This window comes from Streptomyces sp. NBC_00727, from assembly GCF_045161745.1.
GTDB lineage: Bacteria > Actinomycetota > Actinomycetes > Streptomycetales > Streptomycetaceae > Streptomyces.
Genome location: NZ_CP108981.1, coordinates 3,768,178 through 3,782,807, shown reverse-complemented (window position 1 = coordinate 3,782,807; position 14,630 = coordinate 3,768,178). Strand labels below are relative to the sequence as shown.

The window sequence follows — 14,630 nt, the reverse complement described above, 5'->3', positions numbered from 1 at the left end:
TCAGGGGCTCAGAAGATGCCCTTGTACGTCCAGCCGGTGGCGATCTGGGTACGGGGTCCGAAAGAGCCCTTGCCGTTGCCGTTGTTGCGGAACAGCTTGCCGGCCGAGTCGCGGACGACGATGTCGTTCCGGCCGTCGCCGCTCAGGTCTCCCACGCCGACCAGCGTGTTGTACGAGCCGCCCCAGTCCGAGAACACCTTCACGCGCGGCGCGAAGCGGCCGTTGCCCAGGCCGTTGTAGCGCCACAGGCCGCCCTTGCGGTCGTGACCGAGCAGGTCCGGGATGCCGTCGCCGGTGATGTCGCCGACGCCGGTGATCTGGGCGTACGTCCGCCAGTCGGTGTTGATCCGGGTCTTCGGGACGAACTTCCCGGCGGCGGTGCCCGCGTAGAAGTAGATGTCGCCGGTGGACTTCTGACGGGCCACGAGGTCGGCCCGCCCGTCGCCGTTCAGGTCGCCGGGCGAGGTCAGCACGTCGTACTGCTGCCAGCCGCCGCCGATCACGGTGTGCTTGCTGTTCGGCGTGTAGCCGGACCGGCCGCAGTGTCCGGCGTACTGGCGCAGCTCGCCGCCCGGCATCCGGACGAGCAGCTCGGAGCAGCGGTCGCTGCCGGTGTCCGCGAAGGGCACGGCGAGGGTGCCGGCCGGCCAGCCGGAACCGGACTTCTTACCTCCGAAGACACCCCCGGGCTGGCCGAACTGCATGGTCAGCCCGCCGGAGGAGTTGAGGGTGACGAGGTCTCCGTTGCTGTAGTAGCCCTGGTCGTGGAAGCCGGCTCGGCCGCCGCTCACGACGAAGCTGCCGCTGGTGGAGTACGTGCCCGCGCCGTCCTCGGCGTTCGCCTTCAGGGTCCAGGTGTGGGTGCCGTTGCCGGTGTACCCGCCCGCGTCCGTACGGCCGTCCCAGCTGACGTTCGCCTCGGTGCCGGGGCCGCCCTTCTGGGTGTGTACCGTGCGGCCCGTCCAGTCCTTGACGGTGTACGTCCACGTGACGGGCTTGCTGAGCTGCCAGGAGGCGTCCCAGCTCTGCAGGCCGTCGATGCCCTTGATGTCCATGTAATCGCCACCGGGGTCGGAGGCGATCTTCGCGAGGGGCTGCGTGGGCACGCCGCTGGGCACGATGTGCATGGTCTGCGCGGCGTCGAGGTACACGATGTCGCCGCCGAACTTGTCCACCGCCCAGGTCAGTCGCCGCTGGTCGGCGGTCTTCCCGGCGGGGAGGGCCGCCACCACGCGCGGAGCGGCGGCCTTGCCCGTGTGGAAGTCGGAGAGCAGCAGCTCGCCCGCGCTCCGGTCGTGCCGGACGAGGTAACCGTCGCCGACGAGGGCGGGCCCGGACGGCGCGGTGAACGACTTCTTCGCCGTACGGTCGTACACGCCCGCCGCACCGGTCGAGCCGCAGTTCCAGTACACCCAGCGGCCGACCGCGCGGACCTCCTTGATCACGCAGGGAGCGCCGGTGGCCGCCTTCTCCACGACCTTCTTCGTCTCCAGGTCGGTCGCGGTGAGAGCCCCCGCGGCCGTGGTCGCCGCCCAGAGCCGGGTCCCCCAGACGGAGGCCGCGCCCGGGGTACGGACGATGGGGGCGGCGGTGGAGGTGTGGCCCGGGTACATGGCGGCCCGCTGCCTGGCGGGGGAGCCGCCGTTGACGACGTAGGCCCGCGCCGTCAGGTCCACGATCCTCGCGGTGCCCGCGGGGTGGACGACGTCCCCTCCGAAGTACGAGCTGTCAGGGCCCCAGAACTGCGCCCGTTCGGTGCCGGCGTCATCGCCCGCTTCGAAGACGACGCCGAACCTCCCATGGCCCGAGGCGACCAGTTCCACGCACGCGCCGTTGTCGCACGGCACCGTCCTGAAGTGCGCGCCGTTGGCGTACGTCCCGGCGAAGGCACGGTTCTCGCGCGCCCCCACGGTCACGGCGTCGGCGGACACCCGGCGCTCGTACACCACGCGGTCGCCGGAGGGGCTCCGCTCCGCCGTCACCAGCCGCCCGCCCGCGAGGTCGAGGCCGTACACCCCGGTCGTCGCCACGGTGGCCGGGGCCGGTCCGGCGGCGCTCGCCGGTACGACGGCGGCCCCCCAGGCGACCGTCACAGCCACCGCACCGCGCACGAACACATGACGTCTCATAGCCAGGCCCCCTGGGCACCTCGGAGATGGCATGAGGAGGACGCGGCAGACGTGCCGCGGTTTGCGCGGAGTGAAACCCCCCGGCCCCAACCCCCCATGCGAATGCGATGACTTTAACAGCAGACACACAGGCATCGACAGTGAGATTCGAACTCGTTCAACTCCAGCCCGCAGCGGGTCCCGAAGACGAAGAAAGCGGGCCCGTCCGGGAAGGACGGACCCGCTCTCAGCAGACCTTCAGAGGGTCAACGACGCACTCAGCCGTTGCGCTTCCAGCGCGGCTTGTCGTCACGGCGGCCGAAGGAACCGGTGCTCGTGCCGGTCGAACGGTGGTCGTCGCGGCGGCCGTTCGGACGGTCGCCGCCGGAGCGGAAGCCACCGGAGGGACGGTCGTCGCGACGGTCGCGGTTGAACGGACGGTCGCCACCGGAGCGGAAACCGCCCGAGGGACGGTCGTCGCGACGGTCACGGTTGAACGACGGGCGCTCGTCGCGGCGCTCGAAGGAGCGGCCACCACGGTCGTCACGACGGTCGCCACCGGAGCGGAAACCGCCCGAAGGACGGTCGTCGCGACGGTCACGGTTGAACGACGGGCGCTCGTCGCGGCGCTCGAAGGAGCGGCCACCACGGTCGTCACGACGGTCGCCACCGGAGCGGAAACCGCCCGAAGGACGGTCGTCACGGCGGTCGTTGCTGCTGCGGAACGAGGGGCGGTCGCTGTTGCCCCGGTAGCCGCTCTGGCCGGCGGGACGCCCGGAACGCTCACCGACGCGGTCGTCGCGCCGGTCGTTGCCCCGGTAGCCACCACCGCGGTTGTCGCGGCGCTCGTAGTTGCCCCGCTCGTCGCGGCGGTCCTCGCGCACGGCCGGCTGCTCCGGCACGGAGGCGGCGGCTGCCGCGAGGGCGGCCTCGGCCTCGGCGGTGACCTCGGCCACGGCGGCCTCGGGGTCGTCGCCCCGCTCGCGGGCGGCACGGGCCACCAGGCGGTCGGCCTCCTCGCGGAGCTCGACGGCACGGCGCTGGGCGCGCTCCAGCTGCTTGGTCAGCTCGGCGGCCTCGCGCTCGGCCTGCTTCGCGGAGTTGTTCGCGGAGTCGGCCTGGACCTCGGTGAGCGAGCGGGCACCGGTGATCTCGGCGACCTCCGGCTCGAAGACACCCGCGCCCTGCACGATGTGGCGCGAGGCGTCGACGCCCGCGTCCTCCATCAGGCGGAAGATCTGGCGGCGCTGGTGCGGCAGGGCCAGCGAGACGACGACACCGGACTTGCCGGCCCGGGCGGTACGGCCCGAGCGGTGCAGGTAGTCCTTGTGGTCACCGGCCGGGTCCACGTTCAGGACCAGGTCGATGCCGTCGACGTGGATGCCGCGAGCGGCGACGTCGGTCGCGACGAGCGCGTTGACGTAGCCCTTCTTGAAGTCCTCCAGGACGCGGGTGCGCGCGCCCTGGGTCATGCCGCCGTGCAGCGCGTCCGCCTTGACGCCCGCGTCGACGAGCTGCTCGGCGATGCGGTCGGCGCCCAGCTGGGTGCGGACGAAGATGATGGTGCGGCCCTTGCGGGCGGCGATGGCGGAGGTGACCGGCGCCTTGTCCTTCGGCTTCACGACGAGGACGTGGTGCGACATGGTCGAGACGTTGCCCTGGGCGGAGTCGACCTCGTGGGTGACCGGGTTGCTCAGGTAGCGCTTGACCAGGGTGCCGATCTCGTTCTCCATGGTGGCGGAGAAGAGCATGCGCTGGCCGCCCCCGGGGATCTGGTCCAGCAGCTCGGTGACCTCGGGCAGGAAGCCCAGGTCGGACATCTGGTCGGCCTCGTCGAGGACGGCGACCTGGACGTTCTCCAGCGAGCAGGCACCGCGGTTGATGATGTCGCGCAGCCGGCCCGGGGTGGCGACGAGGACGTCGACGCCGCGCTCCAGGGCGTAGATCTGGTTGCCCATCGACGTACCGCCGCAGACGACCTTCATCTTCAGGCCGAGCACGTCGCCGTACGGCTGCAGGGCGTCCGCGACCTGCATCGCGAGCTCACGGGTCGGGGTGAGGATGATCGCGCGGGGCTTCTTCTTCTCGGTGTGGCCGTCCGCCAGCGCGGAGAGGGTCGGCAGACCGAAGGAGAGGGTCTTGCCGGAGCCGGTACGGCCGCGGCCGAGGATGTCCTTGCCGGCCAGGGCGTCCGGGATGGTCGCCGCCTGGATCGGGAAGGGCGTGCTCACACCGTTCTGCGCGAGCTTGCGGACGATGCCCTCGGGCAGGCCCAGGTCGCCGAAGGTGATGGTGGGCTCGGTCTCCGCCGCCTCGGCGGACTCGGCCACGACGGCCTCGGCGACAGCGGTGAGCTCGACGTTCTCGACGTTCTCGGGCATGACGGTGTGGTCAGAACTGGAAATTGACATGCGAAATGCGAAACCTTCCGGAGTCTCGGCACGCGCCCATAACTCCGTGATTTCGCAATGTCGACCGCCTCAATGCGGTCCAGCCACGGCAAGGGAGAGTACGCGCCACACGGCGCTCTTCTGTGTCGGCGCCGGGCAATGGGATCAAACGATCTACCACCATACGCACTCTCACCCACATTGCGCAAACCGCCTCCTCACGGCCGCCCCTCAGACCGGTCCCGCCTGCGGTGATGCCTGCGGCGTACGCAGCGCCTCGACCCCGCCCGGCCACCCCATGGCGTCGGTACGGACCTGAGCGGCCGGAGACGCCGACGGCGCCGGCGGCGCGGGCTCCGAGGGCTCCGGTTCGGGCTCCGGGTCCGGCGGCGCGGGCGTGTCCTCCGGTTCCGGTACGGGGCCCGGGTCACCCGGAGCCGGAGGTTCCGGCTGCTGAGGCCACTCCGGCTGCTCCGGCGCACCCGGCTCGGGCGAAGCCGCGGGCGGGGAGGTGTGCACAGCCCGGTCCTCCCCCTTGCCCTCGCCGCGGTCACCCTCGGGCTCGTCGGCGGCCGGGCCGTCCCCCGAGGGCGACGCGGAGGCGCCCGGTCCGGCGCTCCGGCGCTGCGACTGCGCTCCGGGACCGCCCATGCGGGAGCCGCCGGTACCCGCCACCGTGGAGCCGTCCGGCTCGACCGCCGCCCCCTTGGGTTCGGCGGAGCGCGAGGGCGCCGGTTCCGCACCGTCGGAGCCGACACTCATACAGCCGGTGGACGTGGCAAGCGTCACAGCGGTGACGGCTGCCCAGCGGACGGGGACGGAGAACTGGCGCACGGGGCACCTCCGGGGGCGCGAGGAAGGACGGGGCCTGACATGAACGAGCCGGGTGCGCTGTGCCCAACTCCCGCGACACCGCCCGGGACACGCCCACCGGACGGGCGTGTTCACAACGGGCGCTCCAGCCCCCGCCCCCTCACCCGTAACCCAGCGCGTGCAGCCTCTCGTCGTCGATGCCGAAGTGGTGGGCGATCTCGTGGACGACGGTGATCTCGGTCTCCGCCACCACGTCCTCGCGCGTCTCGCACATCCGCAGCGTCGGCCCCCGGTAGATGGTGATCCGGTCCGGCAGCACACCCGCGTACCACTCACCCCGCTCGGTCAGCGGCGTGCCCTCGTACAGCCCGAGCAGTTCCGGATCGTCGGATTCCGGTTCGTCCTCGACGAAGACAGCGACGTTGTCCATCAGCCGGGTCAGCTCCGGCGGAATCCGGTCCAGCGCCTCGGCGACCAGTTCCTCGAACGCTTCCCGCGTCATCTCCAGCACCCGGCCATTGTCCCGTACCACCGCCCGGCCCGCCCCGGGCATACCCGCGCCACGACTGGGGCAGGGGCACCCAATGGCCCGCGCCCGACTCCCCTTCCGCCGCCCGATACCCCGCCGCGCCACCGACGGGGCCCTCGTCGCCTCCCGCCCGTTCGTCCGCGCGCTCGGCATGGTCGTCGTCGTGCTGTTCGGCGCCTGGCTGGGACTGCTGGCGGTCGGCAGTGTCCGTACGACCGTCGGGCCGATGGACACGACGATGACCCTGCGGCCCTCGCTCAGCGGCGGCACCAAGATCAACGTGTCACCGCTCGGCGCCCTGGAGCTGGACTCGCACCACGCCCCGGTCCGCCTCGACGTCGACGTGGACCGGCTCGACCCGGTCCGCGCCCAGGCCCTGGTCCAGCACCCCGAACGGCTCGCCGGGCTGGAGGACGAGGTCACCTCGGACGTCGCCTCGGGCACCCGCGAGCTGGCCCTGCGCTCCTGCGTGGCGGTCGTCACCGGCGCCACCGCGCTGGGCCTCGCCGTCTACCGCCGGCCGCGCCGGGCCCTGGCCGCCGGGGGCCTCGCCCTCGCGCTGCTGGCCGCGTCCGGCGTCGGCGCGTACGCCACCTGGAACCCGAAGTCGGTCCTGGAGCCCCGGTTCTCCGGGCTGCTCTCCAGCGCCCCGTCCGTCGTCGGCGACGCCCGCTCGATCGTCACCGACTTCGACGTCTACCAGCAGGAACTGGCCCGGCTGGTCACCAACGTCACCAAGCTGTACGACGCCACCTCGACGCTCCCCGTCTACCGCCCGGACCCGGCGACCCTGCGCGTCCTGCACGTCTCCGACATCCATCTGAACCCGGCCGCGTGGCACATCATCGGTTCGCTCGTCGAGCAGTACGACATCGACGTGATCATCGACTCGGGCGACACGATGGACCACGGCGCCGCCGTCGAGAACAGCTTCCTGGACCCCGTCGCCGACCTCGGCGCCCCCTACGTATGGGTGCGCGGGAACCACGACTCGGCGGTGACGCAGAAGTACCTGGAGAACAAGAAGCGCTTCCCGAACGTGCACGTCCTGGACCAGGGCCGGGCGGTGACCGCCGGCGGGCTGCGGATCGCCGGGACCGGGGACCCGCAGTTCACGCCCGACCGGACGGGCCCCGAACAGGCCGAGGACATCGAGAGCGTGGCCGGCCGTACGCTCGCCGCCGCCCTGCGCGAGCAGCAGCGGTCCGGTACCCCGGCCGACATCGCCGTGGCCCACGAGCCGGAGGCGGCGAAGGAGACGGACGGCGAGGTTCCGCTGGTCCTGGCGGGCCATGTGCACCACCGGCAGAACGAGGTCCTCAAGGGCGGCACCCGGCTGATGATCGAGGGCTCCACGGGCGGCGGCGGGCTGCGGGCCGTCCAGAACAAGAAACCGGAACAGGTGCTCGCCTCGGTGCTCTACCTGGACCGCTCCACCCGCCGGCTCCAGGCCTGGGACGAGATCACCCTGGGCGGCCTCGGCCTGACGACGGCCGAGGTCAGCCGCCATCTGCCGGAGGTCGGCCGCCCCGACGCGACGCCCTCCCCTATTCGGTTTGGCTGACACGGAAACGCCGTAGTACAGTCTCCGACGTGCCCAACGGCGCCGGTCAGGGCTTGACCGTTCTCAAACCTCCAGGGGTGGAAGAAGAAGCGGAACCCTCAGGGGAAAGCGGAGTCACATGCTTCTCACGTTCCCTCGGGCAACAGACGCAGAAGCAAGCTGTAACAGCAGTTCTGCCCTCATCGTCTAGTGGCCCAGGACGCCGCCCTTTCAAGGCGGTAGCACGGGTTCGAATCCCGTTGGGGGCACGCAAAACCTGTGCGACACTTAGTCGCACAACGCTTGGTCCTGTGGAGCAGTTAGGAGTGCTCGCCACCCTGTCAAGGTGGAGGCCGCGGGTTCAAATCCCGTCAGGACCGCTGCAGCCCTTGTGAGCTGCGTGGCTGGGTAGCTCAGTTGGTACGAGCGATCGCCTGAAAAGCGATAGGTCGCCGGTTCGATCCCGGCCCCAGCCACCACCCGAAGGCCCCGTCCGGTGGACGGGGCCTTCGTCGTACCGGGCGGCCTCCAGGGAGGCGCCGCCCGAAATGGGTTCGCCCTTCCTCGGGCCCGGGTGAGATCCTGGGATCCGTATGTCTACTTCCTTCGCCGATCTCCAGTCCCGGCTCGCGCAGCTCTCGCTCCGCGACGCGAACCGGCTCGGCCGCCGCCTTGAGGGCGCCCGACGCATCCGCAAGCCCGAGGCCCAGCAGGCCGTGCTGGACGAGATCGCCGCCCAGGCGGACAAGGCGGCCGGGCGGCTCACGCAGCGGGCGGGCCGGGTGCCCGCCGTCACGTACCCCGAACAGCTTCCGGTCAGCCAGAAGAAGGACGAGATCCTGGAGGCGATACGCGACCACCAGGTCGTGATCGTCGCCGGTGAGACCGGCTCCGGCAAGACCACCCAGATCCCGAAGATCTGCGTGGAGCTGGGCCGGGGCGTCCGGGGCATGATCGGGCACACCCAGCCACGCCGGATCGCCGCGCGCACGGTGGCCGAGCGGATCGCCGACGAGCTGAAGACGCCGCTGGGCGAAGCCGTCGGCTGGAAGGTCCGCTTCACCGACCAGGTGAACCCGGACGCCACCTTCGTCAAGCTGATGACGGACGGCATCCTGCTCGCGGAGATCCAGACGGACCGCGAGCTGCTGGCGTACGACACGATCATCATCGACGAGGCCCACGAGCGGTCGCTGAACATCGACTTCCTGCTCGGCTATCTGGCCCGGCTGCTGCCCAGGCGCCCGGACCTGAAGGTCGTCGTCACCTCCGCGACCATCGACCCGGAACGCTTCTCGCGCCACTTCGGCGACGCGCCGGTCATCGAGGTCAGCGGGCGTACGTACCCGGTGGAGGTGCGGTACCGGCCGCTCCTGGAGGAGGACGGCGAGGACTCCGACCGCGACCAGATCACCGCGATCTGCGACGCCGTCGACGAGCTCCAGGGCGAGGGCCCCGGCGACGTGCTGGTCTTCCTCTCCGGCGAGCGGGAGATCCGCGACACCGCCGACGCGCTCGGCAAACGGAACCTGCGCCATACCGAGGTGCTTCCCCTCTACGCGCGCCTGTCGCACGCCGAGCAGCACCGGGTGTTCCAGCGCCACACGGGTCGCAGGATCGTTCTGGCGACCAACGTCGCCGAGACCTCGCTGACCGTCCCCGGCATCAAGTACGTGATCGACCCGGGCACCGCCCGCATCTCCCGCTACAGCCACCGCACCAAGGTGCAGCGGCTGCCGATCGAGCGGATCTCGCAGGCCAGCGCCAACCAGCGCAAGGGCCGCTGCGGCCGTACCTCGGACGGCATCTGCATCCGGCTGTACTCCGAGGACGACTTCCTGACGCGCCCGGAGTTCACCGACGCGGAGATCCTTCGTACGAACCTGGCCTCCGTCATCCTCCAGATGACCGCCGCCGGCCTCGGCGACATCGAGAAGTTCCCCTTCATCGACCCGCCGGACCACCGCAACATCCGCGACGGCGTGCAGCTCCTCCAGGAGCTGGGCGCCCTCGACGCGGCGGAGAAGGATCCGAAGAAGCGGCTGACCCCGCTCGGCCGCAAGCTCTCGCAGCTGCCGGTGGACCCGCGCCTCGCCCGTATGGTCGTCGAGGCCGACCGCAACGGCTGCGTACGCGAGGTCATGGTCATCGCCGCCGCGCTCTCCATCCAGGACCCGCGCGAGCGGCCGTCCGACAAGCAGACGCAGGCCGACCAGCAGCACGCCCGGTTCAAGGACGAGACCTCCGACTTCCTGGCCTTCCTGAACCTGTGGCGCTACGTCCGCGAGCAGCAGAAGGAGCGCGGCTCCTCCAGCTTCCGCCGGATGTGCAAGCAGGAGTACCTGAACTTCCTCCGCATCCGCGAGTGGCAGGACATCTACGCGCAGCTGCGTACGGTCGCCAAGCAGATGGGTATCGAGCTCAACGAGGACGATGCGCCCGAGCAGTCGGTGCACACCTCGCTGCTGGCCGGGCTGCTGTCGCACATCGGGCTGAAGGACACGGAGAAGAACGAGTACCTGGGCGCCCGCAGCGCCAAGTTCGCGATCTTCCCCGGATCGGCGCTGTTCAAGAAGCAGCCGCGGTTCGTGATGTCGGCGGAGCTGGTCGAGACGTCCCGGCTGTGGGCACGGGTCAACGCCCGGGTCGAGCCGGAGTGGATCGAGCCGCTGGCCCAGCACCTGCTGAAGCGCACCTACAGCGAGCCGCACTGGGAGAAGGACCAGGCCGCGGTGATGGCGTACGAGCGGGTCACGCTGTACGGCGTGCCGATCGTCGCCCAGCGCAAGATCAATTTCGGCCGTATCGACCAGGAGACCTCGCGGGACCTCTTCATCCGCAACGCCCTGGTCGAGGGCGACTGGCGCACGCACCACCAGTTCTTCCACGACAACCGCAAACTGCTCGGCGAGGTCGAGGAGCTGGAGCACCGCGCCCGGCGCCGCGACATCCTCGTCGACGACGAGACGCTGTTCGACTTCTACGACCAGCGCATCCCCGAACACATCGTCTCCGGCGCGCACTTCGACTCGTGGTGGAAGCACAAGCGGCGCGACGAGCCGGACGCACTCGACTTCGAGCGCTCGATGCTCATCAACGAGAAGGCCGGGGCCGTCACCAAGGACGACTACCCGGACTCCTGGCGGCAGGGGAAGCTCAAGTTCCGGGTGACCTACCAGTTCGAGCCCGGGGCGGACGCCGACGGGGTGACCGTCCACATTCCGCTCCAGGTGCTGAACCAGGTCACATCCGAGGGCTTCGACTGGCAGATCCCGGGCCTGCGCGAGGAGGTCGTCACCGAACTGATCCGCTCGCTGCCCAAGCCGATCCGCCGGCACTACGTGCCCGCGCCGAACTACGCGGACAAGTTCCTGGACCGGGCCGTGCCCCTCCAGGAACCGCTGCCGGCGACGTTGGCCCGTGAGCTCCAGCGGATGGTCGGGGTCCCGGTCACCGCTGACGACTTCGACCTGGACCGGGTCCCGGACCACCTCAAGATCACGTTCCGGATCGTCGACGAGCGGCGCCGCAGGGTCGCCGAGGACAAGGACCTGGAGGCGTTGAAGCTCCAGCTGCGCCCGAAGGCCCGTCAGGCCCTGTCCAAGGCCGCCGCGGCGACCGCGGGGCCCTCCGGCGAGTCCATCGAGCGTTCGGGGCTCACCGACTGGACGATCGGCACGCTCGACCGGGTCTTCGAGACGCGGCGGGCCGGACAGCCGGTGAAGGCCTACCCGGCCCTCGTCGACCGGGGCGAGACCGTGGCCGTACGCCTCTTCGACACGGAGGCCGAGCAGCAGCAGGCCATGTGGCGGGGCACCCGGAAGCTGATCCTGCTGAACATCCCGGTGAACCCGGCGAAGTTCGCCTCGGACAAGCTGACGAACCAGCAGAAGCTGGCCCTGTCCCGCAATCCGCACGGCTCGATCCAGGCCCTGTTCGACGACTGCGCGACGGCGGCCGCCGACCGGCTGATCGCGGCGCACGGCGGCCCCGCCTGGGACGAGGCGTCGTTCCGGACGCTGTACGACAAGGTGCGCGCGGACCTGGTGGACCTGACCGTGCGCACGATCGGCCAGGTCCAGCAGATCCTGGCCGCCTGGCAGGCCTGCGAGCGCCGGCTGAAGGCCACCAACAGCCTGGTCCTGATCAACAACGTCACGGACGTACGCGATCACCTGGCGCGCCTGATGCCGCCCGGCTTCGTCACCGCGACCGGGCTGCGCAGGCTGCCCGACCTGATGCGGTACCTGGTCGCCGAGGACCGCAGGCTCCAGCAGATGCCGACCAACGTCCAGCGCGACACCACGCGCATGGAGAAGGTCCACGAGATGCAGGACGAGTACGCCTGGCTGCTGGAGCAGTTGCCCAAGGGCCGGCCCGTCCCCCAGGAGGTGCTGGACATCCGGTGGATGATCGAGGAGCTACGGGTGAGCTACTTCGCGCACGCCCTGGGCACCGCGTTCCCCGTCTCGGACAAGCGGATCGTGAAGGCCATCGACGCAGCGGCCCCCTAGAGGGTCTCCGTAACGGGGGCACCACCAGGAGTGAGTTCGACCGCACCCGCTGAACTCCTGTACAGTCTGTTTTCGCAGCCGGACGCGAGGAAGGCAGCGAAACCTGGTCCTGTGGAGCAGTTAGGAGTGCTCGCCACCCTGTCAAGGTGGAGGCCGCGGGTTCAAATCCCGTCAGGACCGCAGTAACGAAAGCCCGGATCCCCTGGATCCGGGCTTTCGCGCGTCTTGACTGCGGTGTCCGTCGACGAGTACTCAGAAACCAGGGGCCGCCCCCGGATTTCCCGGAGCGGGGCGGCGCGCATCCACCGGGAGGTGGCGCGATGGGGGCATCGACGGGCGAGGACCACTGCGAGGCGGCGCGGGACCGCGGGAGGGCGCCCCGGCACGACGTCCGTGCGCTGCTGCGCGCCCATCTGGCGGCCGCGTCCGGCTACCGCCATCTGACTCGGCGCTGCGCGGTCTGCGCCCGGCTGCTGCGGCTCGCCACGGAGCCCGTGGCGGCCTCTCTGAACGCCGGGGCGGCCGATGGAACCGACTGAGGGTCCCCGAAGCGCACGAGGGGCGTCGACGGGTTCCCGTACGGGCACCACGGGGCGGGGACGTAAGTCCTCCCACCACATGACCTTTGGCGGCGCCGTCGGCTTCCTCACAGTGGCAGGCTCGTAGTTGGCAACATCCATGCGGTGTGACGGGTGTCACTGAATCAGTTTTGAGAAGGGGGGAATTTACACCCTTCCTACAACTGGCGAATTTAATATGTGCAATTGCACCGTCCGGAGGGACACCCTCCGGATACCCTCGGACCACCCCCCGACACCCCGGGCGAACGCCCCGGCCTCCGTGCCGGTCTGCGCGAACGGGCCCCGACGGGCGGGCAGGAGCGGGTGCGGGCAGGGTCGGCGCGGACACTACGGGCAGGGCCGGCGCGGACACAAAAAGATCGCGCTGGACCCGGCGGAGTCCAGCGCGATCGGATGACATGACCCGTGCGGCACAGGTATGGCGCCCGTTGGGGCGGGCGCCCGTCATATGGAGCTATGGGTGAGCAAGTGGGTTGGGGGACCCAAAAGCCCAGGTGTGACGGGGTGACAGGGGGTTTGTCAGGCCTCGCTGCGCTGCTGCGGAATACCCGCAAGCAGTGCGCGGACCTCTGCCTCGCGGTACCGGCGATGCCCACCGAGCGTGCGGATGGACGTGAGCTTGCCTGCCTTCGCCCAACGGGTAACCGTCTTCGGGTCCACGCGGAACATCGTGGCAACCTCAGCCGGGGTCAGCAGCGGCTCGGCATCAGGGGTGCGAGCGGTCATGAGCGGCCTCCTCGGGAGAACCGAACCATCTCGGTTCATTCCTCTAAATTCTGCACCTTGACCCGCGTTGCCCGAAATGGCGGACGCGGGCCGAGTCGGTTATAGGACGAACGGCTTGTCCTCGGCACTACAACTACACCATCCGTCCAGCCGCGTCGGCCAAACCGATGGAATTGCCCTCCCAGGTGTTCATCAGCGACGGAAAGCCGATGGACCATGCCATAGCGGACAGTCACGCCACCGTGACGATCAGTCACAGAGCGATCAGGGGTCACCAGACCCCCCATAGCGTGCAATGCCGAGCGATCCGCCCATACATGGACGGATGGAGCCCTCACCGGACTCCTTGTCCTATTTTGGCACGAGGGGTGGGGAAGGGCGCAAGGGCCCCGTAAGTGCTATCCATCACGGTTGAGCCAAAGGCCCGGTTCGGGACGTAGGTCCCACCGCCTCCCAGGACCCTTCAGTCCCTTCACCCTCACGTGTCACATCCGAAACGGGTTCACACTCCGCTCCGCGCGGGTGACACCCCGGTCAGTTGGCGAACTGACGGTCCCTCACGGCGCGCCAGCGCTCCGCGAGCCGCGCGTAGGCCTCGGCGGCCCTCTCGGCCTCGCCGGCCCGCAGCGCCGCGATGCCCTCCGCCACGTCGGCCGCGCTCCGGTCCTCGCTGAGGTGCCGCTCCGGCAGCGCGTGCACGAGCCCGCCGTAGTCCAGCTCGACGAGCGCGCGCGGGTGGAACTCCTCCAGCCACCGCCCGACGTCCACAAGACCCGCGGTCAGCGGACCCTCGTCCATCGTCTCCCGCAGCGTCCGCAGCGACCGGGCCAGCCGGCGCCGCGCCTCGACCATCCGCGTCCGGTACCGGAACACCGGCGGCTCCCCGTCCGGCCCGGCCACCACGTGCTCCCGCTCCCCGTCCTCGAACAGCACGAACCAGCGGACCGGGACCTGCCACACCGCCGTCCTGATCCACGGCCGGGCATCCGGATTGTGCTCCGCCCACCGCTCGTGGTCCGCCAGCGCCTGACCGCGCACCACCGGCGGCAGCACCGCGTCGAGCACCGGCGCGGGGAACAGCTCCGCCAGCCCGTCCAGGGCCAGCCAGCCGCGCAGCCTGGTCCGCCACGGGCAGACGCACACCACCCCGTCCAGCTCCGCCACGAACGCGTCGGCGCTCTCGTGCACGGGCACCCCGGCGGGCGGGGTCGCCGCCAAGTCGGCCAGCGAGCGCCGAAGTTCGTCCTGGGCCGTGGGGGTCCGGTCGCGGGCCGCGTACCGGGCCCAGTGGGCGCGCTCGTCCTGCGGGAAGGCCACCAGTGGCTCGTACACCCGAAGGTAGGACGCGTAGGGAACCAGCACCGAAGACACCACCGACATGCGGTGATCGTGTCACGCCTGTCCCCCGGTGGGGGGTGATCCTTGG

At 70.4% G+C, this 14,630-nt stretch carries 9 protein-coding genes and 4 tRNA genes; 7 read left to right on the top strand and 6 right to left on the bottom strand.

The window, feature by feature from the left end; genetic code table 11:
• Window positions 1–8: 8 nt before the first annotated feature.
• The 4 genes from OG242_RS16885 to OG242_RS16870 all read right to left on the bottom strand — a co-directional run bounded on the left by OG242_RS16885 (window position 9) and on the right by OG242_RS16870 (window position 5,822).
• Window positions 9–2,129, bottom strand: a complete 2,121-nt coding sequence (locus tag OG242_RS16885; protein ID WP_405898951.1) for an FG-GAP-like repeat-containing protein — start codon at window positions 2,127–2,129, stop codon at window positions 9–11.
• Window positions 2,130–2,386: 257 nt separating this feature from the next.
• Window positions 2,387–4,489 carry a DEAD/DEAH box helicase gene (locus OG242_RS16880; RefSeq protein ID WP_405898950.1) on the bottom strand — a complete coding sequence of 701 codons (2,103 nt, stop codon included), beginning with the start codon at window positions 4,487–4,489 and terminating at the stop codon, window positions 2,387–2,389.
• A gap of 240 nt (window positions 4,490–4,729) precedes the next feature.
• A complete protein-coding gene (locus OG242_RS16875) occupies window positions 4,730–5,332 on the bottom strand; it encodes a hypothetical protein (protein WP_405898949.1) in 603 nt (200 codons plus the stop codon).
• Window positions 5,333–5,471: 139 nt separating this feature from the next.
• A complete protein-coding gene (locus OG242_RS16870) occupies window positions 5,472–5,822 on the bottom strand; it encodes a metallopeptidase family protein (protein WP_018101725.1) in 351 nt (116 codons plus the stop codon).
• Between the two features lie 73 nt (window positions 5,823–5,895).
• Here OG242_RS16870 and OG242_RS16865 point away from each other — a divergent pair, with 73 nt between their 5' ends.
• The 7 genes from OG242_RS16865 (at window position 5,896) to OG242_RS16835 (ending at window position 12,436) form a co-directional block, all read left to right on the top strand.
• A complete protein-coding gene (locus OG242_RS16865) occupies window positions 5,896–7,404 on the top strand; it encodes a metallophosphoesterase (protein ID WP_405898948.1) in 1,509 nt (502 codons plus the stop codon).
• 175 nt (window positions 7,405–7,579) lie between these two features.
• Window positions 7,580–7,652, top strand: a tRNA-Glu gene (locus tag OG242_RS16860).
• A gap of 36 nt (window positions 7,653–7,688) precedes the next feature.
• A tRNA-Asp gene (locus tag OG242_RS16855) sits at window positions 7,689–7,763 on the top strand.
• A 22-nt stretch (window positions 7,764–7,785) separates the two neighbouring features.
• Window positions 7,786–7,862 (top strand) — tRNA-Phe (locus OG242_RS16850).
• A 114-nt stretch (window positions 7,863–7,976) separates the two neighbouring features.
• Complete coding sequence (gene hrpA / locus OG242_RS16845) at window positions 7,977–11,897, top strand: ATP-dependent RNA helicase HrpA (RefSeq protein WP_405898947.1); 3,921 nt, start codon at window positions 7,977–7,979, stop codon at window positions 11,895–11,897.
• A gap of 105 nt (window positions 11,898–12,002) precedes the next feature.
• Window positions 12,003–12,077, top strand: a tRNA-Asp gene (locus OG242_RS16840).
• 140 nt (window positions 12,078–12,217) lie between these two features.
• Entirely contained in the window at window positions 12,218–12,436 is a 219-nt protein-coding gene (locus tag OG242_RS16835) for a DUF6274 family protein (protein WP_405898946.1), read from the top strand.
• Between the two features lie 561 nt (window positions 12,437–12,997).
• On the opposite strand, the gene bldC is transcribed toward OG242_RS16835, so the two are convergent.
• Window positions 12,998–13,204 (bottom strand): developmental transcriptional regulator BldC, encoded by a 207-nt coding sequence (gene bldC, locus OG242_RS16830; RefSeq protein ID WP_003949541.1) that lies wholly within the window; start codon window positions 13,202–13,204, stop codon window positions 12,998–13,000.
• A 534-nt stretch (window positions 13,205–13,738) separates the two neighbouring features.
• Complete coding sequence (locus OG242_RS16825) at window positions 13,739–14,584, bottom strand: hypothetical protein (protein WP_405898945.1); 846 nt, start codon at window positions 14,582–14,584, stop codon at window positions 13,739–13,741.
• Window positions 14,585–14,630: the final 46 nt, after the last annotated feature.

Excerpts from the sequence above, each read along its gene's own strand:
- OG242_RS16885 (WP_405898951.1), bottom strand. The coding sequence starts at position 2,129 with ATGAGACGTCATGTGTTCGTGCGCGGTGCGGTGGCTGTGACGGTCGCC.
- OG242_RS16880 (WP_405898950.1), bottom strand. The coding sequence starts at position 4,489 with ATGCCCGAGAACGTCGAGAACGTCGAGCTCACCGCTGTCGCCGAGGCC.
- OG242_RS16865 (WP_405898948.1), top strand. The coding sequence starts at position 5,896 with ATGGCCCGCGCCCGACTCCCCTTCCGCCGCCCGATACCCCGCCGCGCC.
- hrpA (WP_405898947.1), top strand. The coding sequence starts at position 7,977 with ATGTCTACTTCCTTCGCCGATCTCCAGTCCCGGCTCGCGCAGCTCTCG.
- OG242_RS16835 (WP_405898946.1), top strand. The coding sequence starts at position 12,218 with ATGGGGGCATCGACGGGCGAGGACCACTGCGAGGCGGCGCGGGACCGC.
- bldC (WP_003949541.1), bottom strand. The coding sequence starts at position 13,204 with ATGACCGCTCGCACCCCTGATGCCGAGCCGCTGCTGACCCCGGCTGAG.
- OG242_RS16825 (WP_405898945.1), bottom strand. The coding sequence starts at position 14,584 with ATGTCGGTGGTGTCTTCGGTGCTGGTTCCCTACGCGTCCTACCTTCGG.